Origin of the sequence: Streptomyces sp. NPDC014864, from assembly GCF_043081525.1 — a bacterium.
Taxonomy (GTDB): Bacteria; Actinomycetota; Actinomycetes; order Streptomycetales; family Streptomycetaceae; genus Streptomyces.
On record NZ_JBIBWT010000036.1, the window covers coordinates 1 to 16,351 of the forward strand.

Annotated in this window: 11 protein-coding genes; 6 read left to right on the forward strand and 5 right to left on the reverse strand. The window is 72.4% G+C overall.

Annotation, left to right across the window (positions count from 1 at the left end; genetic code table 11):
* Nucleotides 1–416: 416 nt before the first annotated feature.
* Together ACF1A5_RS33290 and ptsP are read left to right on the forward strand one after the other, a co-directional pair.
* The gene (locus ACF1A5_RS33290) at nt 417–866 is read left to right on the forward strand and encodes a PTS glucose transporter subunit IIA (protein WP_392196579.1); all 450 of its coding nucleotides are present in this window, start codon (nt 417–419) and stop codon (nt 864–866) included.
* An 82-nt stretch (nt 867–948) separates the two neighbouring features.
* On the forward strand, nt 949–2,619 hold the full coding sequence (ptsP, locus tag ACF1A5_RS33295; protein WP_392196580.1) for a phosphoenolpyruvate--protein phosphotransferase: 1,671 nt from the start codon (nt 949–951) through the stop codon (nt 2,617–2,619).
* Between the two features lie 68 nt (nt 2,620–2,687).
* Here ptsP and ACF1A5_RS33300 read toward each other — a convergent pair whose 3' ends face one another.
* Nucleotides 2,688–3,581, reverse strand: a complete 894-nt coding sequence (locus ACF1A5_RS33300; protein WP_392196581.1) for a hypothetical protein — start codon at nt 3,579–3,581, stop codon at nt 2,688–2,690.
* Nucleotides 3,582–3,606: 25 nt separating this feature from the next.
* A complete protein-coding gene (locus ACF1A5_RS33305) occupies nt 3,607–4,815 on the reverse strand; it encodes an MFS transporter (protein ID WP_392196582.1) in 1,209 nt (402 codons plus the stop codon).
* Nucleotides 4,816–4,927: 112 nt separating this feature from the next.
* Here ACF1A5_RS33305 and ACF1A5_RS33310 point away from each other — a divergent pair, with 112 nt between their 5' ends.
* Nucleotides 4,928–6,247 (forward strand): aminotransferase class I/II-fold pyridoxal phosphate-dependent enzyme, encoded by a 1,320-nt coding sequence (locus ACF1A5_RS33310; RefSeq protein WP_392196583.1) that lies wholly within the window; start codon nt 4,928–4,930, stop codon nt 6,245–6,247.
* Between the two features lie 9 nt (nt 6,248–6,256).
* On the opposite strand, the gene ACF1A5_RS33315 is transcribed toward ACF1A5_RS33310, so the two are convergent.
* Nucleotides 6,257–8,224, reverse strand: a complete 1,968-nt coding sequence (locus ACF1A5_RS33315; protein WP_392196584.1) for an acetoacetate--CoA ligase — start codon at nt 8,222–8,224, stop codon at nt 6,257–6,259.
* A gap of 212 nt (nt 8,225–8,436) precedes the next feature.
* On the opposite strand from ACF1A5_RS33315, the gene ACF1A5_RS33320 reads away from it, so the two are divergent.
* On the forward strand, nt 8,437–10,806 hold the full coding sequence (locus tag ACF1A5_RS33320; protein ID WP_392196585.1) for a TIM-barrel domain-containing protein: 2,370 nt from the start codon (nt 8,437–8,439) through the stop codon (nt 10,804–10,806).
* A 93-nt stretch (nt 10,807–10,899) separates the two neighbouring features.
* Here ACF1A5_RS33320 and ACF1A5_RS33325 read toward each other — a convergent pair whose 3' ends face one another.
* Complete coding sequence (locus ACF1A5_RS33325) at nt 10,900–11,436, reverse strand: NUDIX domain-containing protein (protein WP_392196586.1); 537 nt, start codon at nt 11,434–11,436, stop codon at nt 10,900–10,902.
* 144 nt (nt 11,437–11,580) lie between these two features.
* Nucleotides 11,581–12,390: a M15 family metallopeptidase gene (locus ACF1A5_RS33330; RefSeq protein ID WP_392196587.1), complete on the reverse strand. Its 810-nt coding sequence runs from the start codon at nt 12,388–12,390 to the stop codon at nt 11,581–11,583.
* A 252-nt stretch (nt 12,391–12,642) separates the two neighbouring features.
* Here ACF1A5_RS33330 and ACF1A5_RS33335 point away from each other — a divergent pair, with 252 nt between their 5' ends.
* Both ACF1A5_RS33335 and glpK read left to right on the forward strand, forming a co-directional pair.
* Nucleotides 12,643–14,268 carry a GGDEF domain-containing protein gene (locus ACF1A5_RS33335; protein ID WP_392196588.1) on the forward strand — a complete coding sequence of 542 codons (1,626 nt, stop codon included), beginning with the start codon at nt 12,643–12,645 and terminating at the stop codon, nt 14,266–14,268.
* A 471-nt stretch (nt 14,269–14,739) separates the two neighbouring features.
* Complete coding sequence (gene glpK / locus ACF1A5_RS33340) at nt 14,740–16,260, forward strand: glycerol kinase GlpK (protein WP_392196589.1); 1,521 nt, start codon at nt 14,740–14,742, stop codon at nt 16,258–16,260.
* Nucleotides 16,261–16,351: the final 91 nt, after the last annotated feature.

The window sequence follows — 16,351 nt, forward strand, 5'->3', positions numbered from 1 at the left end:
TGACTTTTGGCACGCTGTTGAGTTCTCAAGGAACGGACGCTTCCTTTGTACTCACCCTCTCGGGCTTTCCTCCGGGCGCTTCCCTTCGGTCTTGCTTTCCCGACTCTATCAGTGTTTTCCGCTCTCTCTGACCACCGTCTTGCAGACATGCAAACGGTGACCCCGAGATAGGATCCTGACGAGTTGGATGCTGCCAGGTCGGGACACTTGACGCGCCGCATCTCCCTGAGCAGGGGTACGACTGTACATGCGGCCGCTGAGCCCGTGCAAATCCATTACCGTGGTGGTCTAGACCACCAGCGTGAGCTGGCGTAAGCTCACGCTGGTTACCTGTACCTACCGTGACACCCTGCTGCACAGCGCCGTCCGGGACAGGCAGTGACGGCCCATAGATCTCCACCCCTGGGAGGCTTCCCATGACCACCGTGACGTCCCCGCTCGCAGGACGCGCCATCGGGCTGGCGGCGGTGCCGGACCCCGTCTTCTCGGGAGCCATGGTCGGCCCCGGTACCGCGATCGACCCGGTGCGTGAGCCCTCCGAGGCCGTCGCACCGGTCGACGGGGTCATCATCTCGCTCCACCCGCACGCTTTCGTCGTGGTGGACCCCCAGGGGCACGGAGTGCTCGTCCATCTCGGGATCGACACGGTGCAGCTCAACGGCGCGGGCTTCGAACTGCTCGTCGCCAAGGGCGACACGGTGGCGCGCGGACAGGCCGTGGTGCGATGGAACCCCGCCGCCGTCGAGGCCGCGGGCAAGTCTCCGGTGTGCCCCGTCGTGGCGCTCGAGGCGACCGCCGAGTCTCTCTCCGATCTTCATGACGACGGTGACGTGAAGGCCGGCGACACGCTCTTCGTCTGGAAGTGACACCAGTGCTGTCCTGAGAGGGACGGCTGACAGGAAAACCAACGCGGCGGCGGGACCCGCCGCACTATCGGGGACAGGTGAGATGGAGACAACGCTGCGAGGCGTCGGCGTGAGCCACGGAGTGGCGGTCGGCGAGGTTCGGCACATGGGAACGGCGGTGCTCGAACCGCCTGCCAAGCGGATCCCGGCGGACGAGGCGGAGCGCGAGCAGGGGCGCGCCCGTAAGGCCGTGGAGGCTGTGGCGGCCGATCTGATGGCGCGCGGCAATCTGGCGGGGGGCGAGGCCCAGGCGGTGCTCGAGGCACAGGCCCTGATGGCACAGGACCCGGAGCTGATCGCGGATGTCGACCGGCGGATCGCCGTCGGAAGCACGGCCGAGCGCGCGGTCTACGACGCGTTCGCCGCCTACCGGGACCTGCTGGCGGGCGCCGGTGAGTACCTCGCGGGTCGTGTGGCCGACCTCGACGACGTGCGGAATCGTATCGTCGCCCGGCTGCTCGGTGTCCCCATGCCGGGTGTGCCGGACAGCGACCAGCCCTACGTCCTGGTCGCCCGTGACCTGGCGCCGGCCGACACGGCGTTGCTGGACCCGACCCTCGTCCTCGGCTTCGTCACCGAGGAGGGCGGTCCGACCAGCCACAGCGCGATCCTGGCCCGGGCGCTCGGTGTGCCGGCCGTCGTGGCGCTGCCCGGCGCCGGCGAGCTGGCCGAGGGCACGGTCATCGCCGTGGACGGCAGCACCGGCGAGATTTTCGTGAGCCCCGGTGAGGAGAAGAAGGCGCAGCTGGTGGCCGCGGCGGCCGCGCGCAGGGCGGCGCTGGCCGCCTCGAACGGGCCGGGCGCCACCTCCGACGGTCACAAGGTGCCGCTGCTCGCCAACATCGGCGGCCCCTCGGACGTGGCGGCGGCCGTGGAGGCCGGCGCCGAGGGTGTCGGCCTGTTCCGTACCGAGTTCCTCTTCCTGGACGACCACAAGAAGGCGCCCTCCACCGAGAAGCAGGTCGAGGCCTATCGGCAGGTGCTGGAGGCCTTCCCCGAGGGCCGTGTCGTCGTGCGGGTGCTGGACGCGGGTGCGGACAAACCGCTCGAGTTCCTGACGCCTGCCGACGAGCCCAACCCGGCGCTCGGTGTGCGCGGTCTTCGGACGCTGCTCGACCACCCGGAGGTGCTGCGCACTCAGCTGACGGCGCTCGCCGAGGCCGCCGAGGGCCTGCCTGTCCACCTCGAGGTCATGGCCCCGATGGTCGCGGACCGGATCGACGCGAAGGCGTTCGCGGAGGCGTGCCGCGAGGCGGGGCTTCGGGCGAAGTTCGGCGCGATGGTCGAGATTCCGTCGGCCGCGCTGCGGGCGCGTTCGATCCTGCGGGAGGTGGAGTTCCTGTCGTTGGGGACCAACGACCTCGCGCAGTACACCTTCGCGGCCGACCGGCAGGTGGGCGCGGTGGCCCGCCTGCAGGACCCGTGGCAGCCCGCGCTGCTCGACCTGGTGGCGCTGGCCGCCGAGGCGGCGAAGGCCGAAGGGAAGAGCTGTGGTGTGTGCGGTGAGGCCGCGTCCGATCCGCTGCTCGCGTGTGTGCTGACCGGTCTGGGGGTCACCTCCCTCTCGATGGGGGCCGCGTCGATTCCTTATGTCCGGACGACGCTGGCCAAGTACACGCTGGCGCAGTGCGAGCGTGCGGCCGCGGCCGCTCGTGCCGCGGACAGCGCCGACGAGGCGCGCCACGCCGCCCAGGCGGTGCTGTCCGGAGAGTGACCGGTGCGTTCGCCGGCCGTTTCCGAGGGGCGTCCCACCCGTGTGCGGGTGGGACGCCCCTCTCGCGTTCAGTGCCGGTGTCCGGGTGTCGGCCCGTCCTCTCCCAGGTCGGGGGGTGTGCCGTAGTCGACGCCCGGCTCCGGTGAGATGAGGTCGCCGGATTCGATGTCGGTGCAGTAGGCGTCGAAGACCTCGCCCGCGGTGAGGGGTTGCAGTGCGTCGCCGCGCAGGCGCCAGCCGTAGACGCGGTCGGGGGTGCCGGGGGCGCTGGTGCGCATGACGAGCCCGCCCGGGCTGCGGGTGGCGAGGCCGAGGGCGAGGACGGTGGTGAATTCGAGTGCTTCGGCCTCGTCGAGCTGTGCGGTCCGGGTGTCGTCCTCGTCCGCGTGGAGGACGGCGAGCAGGGTCTCCGGCGCGCCCCGGACGCTGCACACCAGATGCCGGTTGCCCGGCGGGGCCGTGGCGAGGACGCGGGCGAGGAGGTCGGCGGCGCGGGTGAAGGCGGCGCGGCCGATGTCCTCGCCGCAGGAGGCGCAGGGGCCGAGTCGTGTGAGGAGGGTGGATGCGTACTCCCAGGTGGCCTGGCGGACGGCCTCGTCGACCAGTTCGGGGACGAGTTCGGCGAGGGGGCGGCCGTCGTAGGGAAGGGCGGGGCCGGTGATCGCGAGTTCGGCGGTGTAGCGGGTGCGGGTGGACGCGGCGTCGGGGTCGAGTCCGTGGTCGGCGCAGAATTCGGCGTACTCCGCGGGGTCGAAGATGGCCACCGTGGTGTGGCCGCCCTCGGCGGAGCGGGTCCGAAGGAGCGCCTCGACCTGTTGGAGGTAGTCGGTGTGGTCGTCGAAGACGAAGCTGCGGTAGCGCCGCATGGCGCGGAAGTCGTGTTCGTCGGTCAGCAGGCCGATGGTGCCGGCGATCTCCCGGCGCAGGACGCTTCGCGTGGTCCGGTGGTCGGTGTGCGCCATGTATCCCCCATGTGTGCGCAGTCGATCAATACTCACTCACAGTAACCGGCGGCACTGACAACGCGGTCCGGTGGAGGCGGGCGCGGACCAGGCGGTGCTGGATCAGGCAGGTCGCGGCGATGACCGTCCCGAACACCGTCCAGCCCGCGGGGCCGGCGGCGATGGCACCGGTGACCGCGAGGGGGCCGAGGCTGCGCTGGGCCGACTGGGCGAGGCCGTGGACGCCGAGGTAGGCGCCCTGTGCGGTATCGGGGGCGAGGGCGACGGAGAGTTCCCAGGAGGCCGTGGCGTGCAGGATCTCCGCGAGCGTGAAGAGGGCGGCGGAGAAGGTGAGGAGCAGGGTGGCGCTCACGGTGCCGCCGGTGGACGAGAGCGCCATGCCGACGCCGCCGAGGGCGAAGGCGGCGGAGAGCGGGAGCAGCAGCGCGCGGGCGGCCCGGGTGGTGGCGCCGAAGCGGGCCAGGGGCACCTGGAGGGCCACCACCATCACGTTGTTGAGCACCATCAGCAGTGGGGCGAGTCCGTGCGGCGCGCTGCTCGCGTGCGCGATCCAGAGGGGCAGGCCGATCTTGAAGACGGCGTCGTCGAGGAAGAGGACGCTCTCGCTGGCGACGTAGGCGAGGTAGGTGCGGTCGCGCCAGGGGTTCGCGGGCCGGGTGGTGGACGTGGGGGCGTGCGAGCCGGTGACGGTCCGGGAGGGCGAGGGTGGCTCTGCGCAGCGGAGGGTGAGCAGGGCGGCGGCGACGAAGGAGAGGGCGTCGCCGAGCAGCAGCCAGCGGTAGGCGGTGTCGGTGCCGAGGGTGAGCGCCGCTGCGGCTCCGAGGCCGCCGAGGGCCCAGCCGGCGTTGGCGACGGTGCGGTTGACGGCCTGGTAGCGGACGCGGTCGGGGCCGGCGACGCGGGTGGCGTAGAGCCTGGTCAGGACGCTGGCGGCGCGGTCCGCGAGGCTGCCGACGGCCGAGAAGGCGAGCAGGAGGCCGTAGTCGTGGGTGGTGAGGAGGGCCAACGAGGCCAGGGCGCGCAGAAGTTGCAGGGCGATGAGGACGCGGGTGAGCGGGAGCCGGTCGGCGATGCGGCCGCCGATCGGGGCGCCGGCGATGCCCACGGCTCCGGCAAGTGCGGCGAGGGTGCCGACCTGGGCGACGGAGAGGCCGGAGACGTAGGTGAAGTACAGGACGGAGACGGAGGCCCAGAGACCGCTGCCCACGCGGTCGATGAGAGTGATGACGAGCATTCTGCGGCCGTCGCGGCCTCCGGGTGTCCGTGGCTTCCTTCCGGTCGCGCGGCGTGTGATGCCCACTGGCTCCCCCTTGCCCCGAATTATGTATTGATACATAATTGCCAACGTGGCAACACAATATGGGATCAGCGGGACGACGGCCAAGGGAATTGCCGCGTCCGTCGAACGCGGCGTGGCCGAGGGCGCGTTGGGGCCGGGAGCGGCGCTGCCTCCGGTGCGGCGCCTCGCGGGCGAACTGGGCGTGAGCCCCGGGACGGTGGCCACCGCGTACAAGGAACTGCGCGGACGGGGCATCGTGGTCACGCGCGGGCGGGGCGGGACCGTGGTGGCCCCCGCGCCGGCGGTGGCCTCGCGCCGCCCGCCCAAGGTGCCCCCCGGACTGCGGGACCTGGCCGGCGGCCATCCGGACCCCGGGCTGCTGCCCGGCCTGGTACCGCATTCGCGCCTGGCACCCGGGGCCCGGTCGCACCGCTCCACACCGCGGCTGGCTCGGCTGGAGGAGGTGGTGCGCGACTGGCTGGGGCCCGAGGGCGTGCCGGTGGACCACGTGACGTTCGCGCACGGGGCGCTGGATCTGATCGGGCGGCTGCTGTCCTTGGAGCTGCGCCCCGGCGACGCCGTCGCCATGGAGGACCCCGGCTACCACCACCTGCTGGACCTGGTCACCGCCCTGGGACTGCGGAGCGTTCCGGTCGCGGTGGACGACGAGGGCATGCGCCCCGACGCCCTGCGCCGGGCGCTGCGGGCGGGTGTGCGGGCCGTGGTGTGCAGTCCGCGGGCGCAGAACCCGTACGGAGGATGCTTCTCGGCAGAGCGCCGGGACGCGCTCCGGAAAGTTCTGGAAGAGCAGCCCGACGTGCTGGTCGTGGAGAACGACCATGCCTCCGCGGTGACGGACGTCCCCCTGCGGACGCTCACCGGCGGCGGTCTGCCGCGCTGGGTGCACGTAAGGACGGTGAGCAAGTTCCTCGGGGCGGATCTGCGCTGGGCCGCGGCGGCCTGCGACGCCACCACACTGGCCCGGCACGACGGGCGGCTGCTGCTGACCTCCGGCTGGGTCAGCCACCTGCTCCAGGAGACGGTGTACGGGCTGCTGACCGACGAGGGCACGCGCGCGCTGGTGTCGCGCGCGCAGGAGACCTACGCGCTGCGCCGCACCGCCCTTCTCCGGGAACTCGGCGCACGGGGTTTCGAGGCGCACGGGGCGAGCGGGATGAACGTCTGGGTGCCGGTGGCGGACGAGTCCGCCGTGGTCAACGGATTGCGGTCGTACGGCTGGTGGGTCGCCGCGGGAGCCAGGTTCCGGCTGTCGTCGGGGCCGGGCGTACGGATCTCCGTCGCCGAGCTGGAACCGGCCGACGCGGCGCGGCTGGCCTCGGACTTCGCCGCCGTGCTCGGCGAGTCCGAGGCCACCTATGGCGGGTGAGCGGGTTCCTCAGGCGCGCTTGCGGGCCAGGTCCTCGTAGAACCGCAGCAGGTCGAGGTCGTCGATGGATCCCGGGTTGACCGCCTTCTCCAGCGGGGTTCCCTGGAGGAGGCGCTTGACCGGGACCTCGATGCGCTTGCCGGTGAGGGTGTGCGGCACACCGGGCACCTCGATGACCTCGTCGGGGACGTGGCGCGGGGAGAGCTGCTCGCGGATGGTCCGCCTGATCCGGTCGAGGAGATCGTCGTCCAGGACGGCTCCGGGGATCAGGTGCACGAAGAGGGGCATCCAGTAGCCGCCGTCGGGCTGTTCGATGCCGACGACCAGGGACTCCTTGATCTCGGGCAGGCGTTCGACCGCTTCGTAGATGTCGGCGGAGCCCATCCGCACGCCCTGGCGGTTGAGCGTGGAGTCGGAGCGGCCGTGGATGACCACCGAGCCGCGGGAGGTGAGCGTGATCCAGTCGCCGTGGCGCCACACGCCCGGGTACATGTCGAAGTAGCTGTCGTGGTAGCGGCTGCCGTCGGGGTCGTTCCAGAAGTGGATCGGCATCGACGGCATGGGGTTGGTGACCACGAGCTCGCCGACCTCGTCGACCAGCGGACGGCCGCCGGGATCCCAGGACTGCAGGTCGGTGCCGAGTGAGGGGGCCTGCAGTTCGCCGATGTGGACCGGCAGCGTCGGCACCGCTCCGGCGAAGCAGGAGCACACGTCCGTGCCGCCGCTGACGGACGCGATCCACAGGTCGTCGCGGACCTCGTCGTGCAGCCACTGGAACCCGTCGGGCGGCAGCGGCGAGCCGGTGGTGGCGACGCACTGGACCCGGGAGAGGTCGAAGTCGCGGGACGGGTGCACGCCCGCCTTGCGGCAGGCCATGACGTAGGCGGCCGACGTGCCGTAGAGGGTGGCACCGGTGCGTTCGGCGACCCGCCACTGGGCGCCTGTGTCGGGGTACCCGGGGCTGCCGTCGTACAGGACGATCGTCGTACCGGTGAGCAGGCCGGAGACGAGGAAGTTCCACATCATCCAGCCGGTCGAGGTGTACCAGAAGAAGCGGTCCTCGGGGCCGAGGTCGCAGTGCAGGCCGAGCTGCTTGAGGTGCTCGACCAGGATGCCGCCCTGCGACTGGACGATGGCCTTGGGCAGGCCCGTCGTGCCGGAGGAGTACAGCACCCACAGGGGGTGCTCGAAGGGCACCTCCTCGAAGACGGGCTCCACGTCCGCGGAGGTCAGGGCCGACCACTCCAGGGCACCCTCCGGCGTCCCGGTCCCGAGGAGCGGGATGTGGACGACGGCGCGCAGGGTGGGCAGCTCGCGGCGCAGTTCGGCGACGACGTCGCGGCGGTCGTGCTCCTTGCCGCCGTAGCGGTAGCCGTCCACCGTGAACAGGACGACGGGCTCGACCTGCTGGAAGCGGTCGAGGACGCTGCGGGCACCGAAGTCGGGCGCGCAGGAGGTCCACACGGCGCCCACGGCGGCCGAGGCGAGCAGGGCGACGACGGCCTGGGGGATGTTCGGCAGGTAGCCGCTCACCCGGTCGCCGGGGCGTACGCCGAGGGCGCGCAGTTCGGCGGCGAGGGAGCCGACCTGGCGGCGCAGTTCGGCCCAGGTCAGCGGGCGCACCTCGTGTGTCTCGTCGACGTACAGCAGGGCCGGTTCGTCCGCGCGGGAACCGGCCGCGCGCAGGGCGTGCTCGGCGTAGTTCAGGGTGGCGCCGGGGAACCACTGCGCCCCGGGCATCGAGCGGTCGCCCAGCACGCGCGCGTAGGGGCCGGCGAACCGCACGTCGAACCACTCCGTGACGGCTTTCCAGAAGGTGTCCAGCTCGTCGACGGACCAGCGGTGCAGGGCCGCGTAGCCGCCTTCGGCGGGGGCTCCGTGGTGCTCGGCCGCCCAGGCCTGGAACCTGGTGATCCGAGCCCGGGCGATGCGTTCGGAGTCGGGCTGCCAGAGCGGCTGGGTGTTCTCGGTCGACATGGGGCGGCTCCCGGACTGTACGCGTCGTGTGCGTCGGTCGCGCACGGGCGGGGTGCGCGCGTGACGCGGCTGACACGGACGATGCCATGTGATCGACTTCCGCACCAGGGTGCACCCCACATAGTCGGTGTCGTGAAGATGTGGCCTTGGCACGGGTGAACGGCAGTTGAACGACACCCGCGCAGAGGACTTTCGGTGGCAGGCTGAGCAACATGGAGGGTCGTGACCTGGTGCGTTCGGTGAGGGCGGTCGGTTCGGCGGGGGCGGCACAGGGGGTGCGCACCGTACGGGCCGCCTGGCGCAGGTGGCGTGCCGACGCCAAGGGGCTGCCGTCACGGGGGGCCGAGCGCGCGCGGGTGCCCGGCCCGGTGCGCGGCGTGGAGCCGGGGCCCGGGGGTGGCATCGTGCGCTTCACCCGCTCCGACCTGCGGGTCACCGTCGCCGTGAACGGGGCGGTCTTCTGGGGCTGGGACGGAGCCGCACCGGAGCCGTCGTACGCGCTCGCCGGCCGTTGCCCGGAGCCGGATCCCCGCGCGGTGCTGGAGCCGGACAAGGACGGCGGCTGGCGGGTCGTGGCCGAGCGGGTGACCGTGACCGTCTCGCGGCACGGCGCGGTGGAGGTGTGCACGCCCGGTGGGGTGCCGCTGCGGCGCGCTCTGCCGCCCCGCTGGTGGGAGCCGGCGGGCGGCGGGGGCGCGGCGCGCTGGATGCAGCGTTCGGAGGTGGCGGCGGACGCCCGGTTCTTCGGCCTGGGCGGCCGGGCGTCCGGGCCCCGGCTCCGGGACGGCACCTACCGGCTGTGGAACACCGACCCCGGCCGGTCGTTCGGCCCGGGGGACGACCCGCTCTACATCACCATGCCGGTCGAGCTGGTGGTGGCCGACGCGGGCACCCACATGGTGTTCCACGACAACTCGTGGGACGGTTCGGTGACGCTGCGGGAGGGCGCGGAGGGGGCCGGCTCGGGCCACGACGGGGCGGGGACGGTCGAGCTCAGGATGGACGGGGGCCCGCTGCGCTGCTGGGTGGTCGTCGGCACTCCCGCGCGCGTGCTGCAGGTCTGGGCCTCGCTGACCGGGGCGGCCGCGCTGCCACCCGCCTGGGCGCTGGGCCACCAGCACGCGCGGTGGGGCTTCGGAAGCGAGCAGGAGGTGCGCCGGATCGTCACCGGGTACCACGAGCACGGCCTGCCGCTGGACGCCGTCCACCTGGACATCGACCACTACGACGAGCACCAGGTGTTCACGGTCGACCACGACCGCTTCCCGAAGCTGCCCGTGCTCGCCGAGGAGCTGCGCCGGGACGGGATCCGGCTGGTGTCGATCGTCGACCCGGCGGTGAAGGCGGAGCGGGGCAACGCCGTGTACGACAGCGGGACGGCCGACGACGTCTTCGTACGGGACGCGGCCGGGCGGGTCGTCCGGGGCGTGCTGTGGCCCGGTGAGACGGTCTTCCCGGACTTCACGGACGCGCGCGTGCGGCGGTGGTGGGGCGGGCTGTACGAGGAGCGGCTGGCCCACGGGTTCGCCGGCTTCTGGCACGACGTGAACGAGCCGACCTCCTTCACCGCGTTCGGCGAGTCGACACTGCCCCGGTCGGCCCGGCACGCCCTGGACGGCCGGGGCGGCGACCACCGTGAGGCGCACAACTTGTACGCCCTGTGCATGGCGAGGGCCGGATACGAGGTGCTGCGCGACCTGGTCCCCAAGGAGCGGCCCTTCGTGCTCTCCCGCTCGGGATGGGCCGGGATGCAGCGCTACGGCGGCACGTGGTCGGGGGACGTGGCCACCGGCTGGCCGGGGCTGCGGGCGTCGCTGTCGCTGGTCTTGGGCCTCGGGCTGTGCGGGGTGCCCTACTCGGGTCCGGACGTCGGCGGGTTCGACGGGAGCCCCTCGCCGGAGCTGTATCTGCGCTGGTTCCAGCTCGGGGCGTACCTGCCGCTCTTCCGCACGCACGCGAGCCTGCGGGCGGGGCGCAGGGAGCCGTGGGAGTTCGGGCCGGAGGTGCTGGAGCACGCGCGCGTGGCGCTCGTCGAGCGCCGGCGTCTGCTGCCGTACTTCATGACGCTGGCGCATCTGGCACGGCGCACGGGGGCGCCCTATGTGCGCCCGGTGTGGTGGGGAGCGCCGGAGGACCGCGCGCTGCGGGACTGTGAGGACGCCTTCCTGCTCGGTGACAGTCTGCTGGTGGCTCCGGTGCTCACCCCCGGCACCGAGCGGCGGGCGGTCTGTGTACCCCCGGGGCGCTGGTACGACACGGCGACGGGGCGTCCGTACGAGGGGCCGGCGCGGGTGCTGGTCGACGCCCCGGCGTCGCGGATACCGGTTCTCGCGCGCGCGGGCGCGGTGATCCCGGTGCGGGGCGCGGACGGCGGGCTGGAGCTGGAGGTCTGGGCGCCCGCGCGCGGGCGTACGGGTGGCGGGCTGGTGGTGCCGGACCCGGGCGACGGCTGGGACGAGCCGGCGATCGAACGCTACGGCGTCCGCTGGGAGGGACGGCGGGTGGTCGTGGAGCGCGAGCGGGAGGACGGGGCGGAGGAGCCGCCCCACCCGGTGCGCATACGTGGGCTCGAGGAGCACTGACGTCCGCCGGGCCCGGCGGGGGCCGGGGCTCCCGGGGCGCGCCCGGCTCAGCCGCTGCCCGGCAGCCCCAGGGAGCCGCAGAAGAGCACGGGCTCAGATGTACCGGCCCTCGAACCAGGCGCGGGCGGCCAGCGTGTGCAGCGGGAAGGCGAGTTCCTCCGCCCTGCGCAGCAGGTGCCAGCCCTCGGTCTCGTCCGTGGCGGCGGACTGCGGCAGGCCCGCGGCCGGGCGCTCGGGCAGCAGCCCGAAGAGCAGCAGATGGCCGTCGGGCGAACTCATCGCGTCGGCGAGGCGCACGTCGCGGCTCGCCGCGTCGATGCCCGTCTCCTCCCTGAGCTCGCGCACGACGGCCTGTCGCCAGTCCTCCCGGTCGTCGATGTAGCCGCCCGGCAGGGCCGTGCCCCCGCGCGCGGGGGCCACGGTGCGGGTGATGACGACCAGGGCGGTGCCCCGGGTGTCGTACACGGGCTGGAGGGCCACCGCGACCGGAAGGGGGTTGCGGTAGGCGGCGGCCCCGCAGGCCGGGCAGGTGCGGGGCCAGCCCGAGACGCCCTCTCCATAGGGCGCTCCGCAGCTCGAACAGTGCGAGTCCGGCACGGAGTTGACGATGGGGTGTTGGTTTTCGGACACGCGCGGACTGTATCCGATCGGAAGGCGTCCGTCCTCCGTCAGGATGCCGGGCCGCCGTCAGGAGGCCGGGCACCTGACAGGAGGCCGGGCACCTGACAGGGCGCCCAGCACCTGTCAGGACGCCGGGCAACGCCTCCGGGTGGCTCAGCGCCCGGCCGCCAGGGACTTGCTGGAGACCGGGAAGTCGAAGTAGGTGTCGGGGTACGGCTCGGGCTTGTAGGTGTAGTGCCACCACTCCTCGGCCAGGTTCACGAACCCGAGGTTCTCCAGGGTGCTCTTGAGGAGGAGCCGGTTGGCGCGCTGGGGTCCCTGGATGCGCGGGTCGAGGGTGTGGGCGAGGGTGTCGAAGCAGTCGAATCCGGTCCCCATGTCGACGGAGTTGTCCGGAAATCGCTGGCCCTTGGGCGCGTAACAGGGCACCAGGGGTTGGCCGGGGACGTAGGGGTGGGTGGGCTTCACGGGGAGCTTCACGATCGTCAGGTCCATGGTCGACCCGCGGCTGTGCCCGGACTTCTGCGCGATGTAGCCGTCCTCGAAGAGCCGGGTCTTGTCGACGTTCGGGTAGAACTCGGCCTTCATCGCCTGGTCGTCGAGGTCCTCGGCCCAGCGCACGAAGTGGTCGACCGCGCGCTGCGGCCGGTAGCAGTCGTAGACCTTGAGCGTGTAGCCCTGGCTGAGCAGCTTCTCCTGGGCCCGGTGGAGGGCCTGGGCGGCCGGCCGGGTGAGGATGCAGAGGGGCTGCTCGTAGCCGTCGATGCGCTCGCCGACGAAGTTGTGCGGCGTGAAGTAGCGCATCTCCTGGACGATCGTGGGATCCACGCTGCGCAGCGCCACGAAGTCCTGCGGCGCCCTGGGCTCGGGCGTCGCCCGCGCGGTGGCGGAGGCCGTGGTGACGGTCAGCAGGGCGGTGAGGGCGGGGACGAGTCCGCGCAGGGCACGGGAGAGTCGTGTCATGTCCCCTGCATCTATCAGGAGCGGGGGCCGTTACGGAAGCGATGATGCTTCGGGTCCCCGTGGGGTGGCACAGGGACAGCCGGTACCGCCCGCCGTCACCCCGTCCGAGCGACCGGGAACCCCGGCTCGGCGGTGGCAGCGGGCCGGTCGCCCGAAAGCCCTTTCCCCTACGGTGTGTGACCGGCCGGGAATGCTGCGTGAACGTCTCATGAACCGGGCCTCGGCGGGATCGGCCGGCGCCATCATGCAACCGTGCACTCCTGGACGGATACTCTCCGCTTCGCCTTCCAGCCGGTGGTCAATCTGGCCACCGGCGGGGTCACGGCGCTGGAGGTCCTCGCCCGGCCGGAGACCGGTGACGTCCTGGCCGAGGCCCGCCGCGACCCGGACCTCGACGGCCGGCTGGCCGTGCTGGCGCTCCGCGCGGCCACCCGCCAGTCGACACCGCTGCCGCTGCACCTCAACGTGTTCGCCGGCACCCTCGCCGACCTCGGCGGGCTCGGCCCGCTGAACGAGGCCGTACGCGCGGCGGGACGGATGCCGTGGGAAGTCACCCTCGATCTCGTCCCGCCGTACACGCACGTACCGCACCGGGCCCTGCTGGAGGCGGTCGGCGCGCTGCGCGGCCAGGGCTTCCGGATCAGCACGGACGGCGTCGGCGACGGGGACGCGCCCCTGCGCCTGCTCGCCGACCTCTCCCCCGACCTGCTGAAACTCGACTGTTCGATGCTGGCGCACCCCGCCGCGGTACGAGCGATGCGGACGCTGTGCGAGGGGTCGGGGGCGCTGCTGGCCGTGGAGGGCGTGGAGACGGAACGGCAGTACGCGGTCGCGCTGTCCGCGGGGGCCCATCTGGCGCAGGGCGAGCTGTTCGCGCCGCCCGCCCGGCTGCCGGCCGCGGACGTATACGTTCCGCCGCGTCCCCCCGCGGTCTTGGCCACCTCACGCTCGGGGCCGTACGTACGCGAGTTCCTGCGGCCCGCGGCACTGCTGCCCGTGGACGCCTCCGCGGGCCAGGTGCGCGCGCTGCTGACCGGCTCGCCAGACGTTTCGGGGGTGCTGCTCGTGGACCGGTGCGGGGTACCGGTCCGCTCGGTGCACCGCTCCCGCTTCCTGCTGACCATGTCCGGGCGTTACGGCCATGCCCTCTACGCCGAGCGTCCGGCCGCCAAGCTGGGTGATCCGCCGCGCACGGTCGGCGCGGACCCCACGGCCTGGGAGGTGCTGGACGTGGTGGCGGTCGGGGGCCGGGACCGGACCTCGGACGACGTGGCGGTCGTCGACCGGCGGGGGCGGTGCGTGGGTGTCGTCCGGCTGGCGGACCTCGTGCGGGCGCTGGCCGAGTCCCGGATCGAGGAGGCCGCGGCCCTCAATCCGCTGACGCGGCTGCCCGGCTCGGACGCGATCACGGCCGAGGTGGACCGGCGGATCGTGGCCGGCCGCGCGTTCACGCTGAGCTGGCTGGACGTGGACGACTTCAAACGGGTCAACGACAGCGCCGGGTTCGCGGCGGGGGACGAGCTCATCCGGTCCGTCGGGCGGGCACTGCAGCGCGCGGCGACCGGATCCACGTGTGTGGGGCACATCGGCGGTGACGACTTCCTCGTACTCGCCGATCCGGACGGCCTGGAGCAGACGGCCGCCGCCCTGCTGGACGCGCGCTGGTCGGCCGGCGGACTTCCGGTCACGCTGTCCCTGGCCACGGTCGTGTGCGCGCCCGCGAGCGTGAGCGACCACCGGCAGGCGGCCGCCTGCCTGGCCCCGCTGAAGCAGGCGGCGAAGGCCATGCGCGGCGCCGCCTGGGTGCTCGGCCGGCCGGGCCTGCCCGGCCACGAGGTCCGCCGGGGTCCGGCGGTGACGGCCGTCCAGGCGGGCTGAGGGAGGGACCCTCGGCCTGCCACTGCCACCCTTGCCCCCGGCTACCTCGGCGTGCCGCTGCCGCCCTTGCCCCCGGCTACCTCGGCGTGCCGCTGCCACCGTTGCCCCGGCTACCTCGGCGTGCCGCTGTCACCGTTGCCGTCGGCGACCTTGACGCTCTCTGTGCACAGGAGAACACTTCCCGTGTCAGCCGACATCGCCGTACATTCGCGGCGCAATCCGGCACGGAACGGTGCGGTGGCGCCCTGTCCGCACCCCCCTGCCCCCACGGGTGATTCGGCTGCGACGGCACGCTCCGACGGAGACGCCCCCCGGGGCCGGCCGTCCAGTGCTTCACGACAAGCAGCTTCCTGACAAAGTGGCCAAACTGGTACCAGATCCGCGAAAGATCCGCTTCCTCGTCGCCGACCCGACCACGGAAAACGCCGCTCCACGCCTCAGCCTCCAGACCCTCGCCACCAAGGGGTAGCCATGACGGACAACGCCGAGAAGTACGTGGCCGCAATCGACCAGGGCACCACCTCGAGCCGCTGCATCATCTTCGACCACAGCGGCTCCATCGTCGCCGTGGACCAGCGGGAGCACCGCCAGATCTTCCCCAAGCCGGGCTGGGTGGAGCACGACGCCACGGAGATCTGGTCCAAGGTGCAGGCCGTGGTCGCAGGCGCGGTCGCGAAGGCGGGACTGCGAGCGGACCAGCTCAGCGCGCTGGGCATCACCAACCAGCGCGAGACGACGGTCCTGTGGGACCGCGCCACCGGCAAGCCCGTGCACAACGCGATCGTCTGGCAGGACACCCGTACCGCGGCGCTCTGCAACGAGCTGGGCGGATCCGACGGCCAGGACCGGTTCCGCGAGCAGACCGGTCTGCCGCTGGCCAGCTACTTCTCCGGACCGAAGGCCGCATGGCTGCTGGACAACGTACCCGGGTTGCGGGACCGCGCCGAGCGCGGCGAGATCGCCTTCGGCACGATCGACTCGTGGCTCATCTGGAACCTCACGGGCGGCACCTCCGGCGGACACCACGTCACCGACGTCACCAACGCCGGGCGCACCATGCTGATGAACCTGGAGACCCTCCAGTGGGACCAGTCCATCCTGTCCGCCATGAACGTCCCCGAGGCCGTCCTGCCCGAGATCCGGTCTTCGTCCGAGGTGTACGGGACCGCGGTCGGCCAGCTCGCCGGCGTGCCCGTGGCATCGGCGCTGGGCGACCAGCAGGCGGCCATCTTCGGACAGACGTGCTACGAGGTGGGCGACGCCAAGAACACGTACGGCACCGGCAGTTTCCTGCTCCTCAACACCGGCAACCGGCCGGTGCCCTCGAAGAGCGGGCTGCTCACCACCATGGGCTACAAGATCGGTGACGAGCCTCCGGTCTACTGCCTGGAGGGCGCCATCGCCATCACGGGCGCGCTGGTGCAGTGGTTCCGCGACCAGCTCGGCATCATCCGGACGGCGGACGAGATCGAGTCGCTGGCGTCGAGCGTCGAGAACAACGGCGGCGCGTACATCGTGCCCGCGTTCTCCGGTCTGTTCGCTCCGTACTGGCGCTCGGACGCGCGCGGAGTGATCACCGGTCTGACGCGGTACGTCACCAAGGCGCACCTGGCGCGGGCGGTGCTGGAGGCCACCAGCTGGCAGACCCGCGAGGTCGTCGACGCCATGTACCAGGACTCCGGGGTGCAGCTGACCACCTTGAAGGTCGACGGCGGCATGACCAGGAACAACCTGCTCATGCAGCACCAGGCGGACGTGCTCGACGTGCCGGTGATCCGGCCGAAGGTCTCCGAGACCACCTGCCTGGGCGCCGCGTACGCGGCCGGCCTCGCCACCGGCGTGTGGAACGACCTCGACGAGCTGAAGTCGCACTGGCAGAAGGACGCCGAGTGGACACCGTCCATGGAGGCGTCGGTCCGTGACCGCGAGTACCGCAACTGGAAGAAGGCCGTGGAGAAGAGCTTCGGTTGGCTGGAGGACGGCGAGGGCTAGCTGTTCTGTCCACGGAGGTTGGTGACGCAGGTCTCGGCTGAGAGATCTTGAAATGGGTGAGGGCCCTCTGGCCTGGTGTGGATTGCGACAT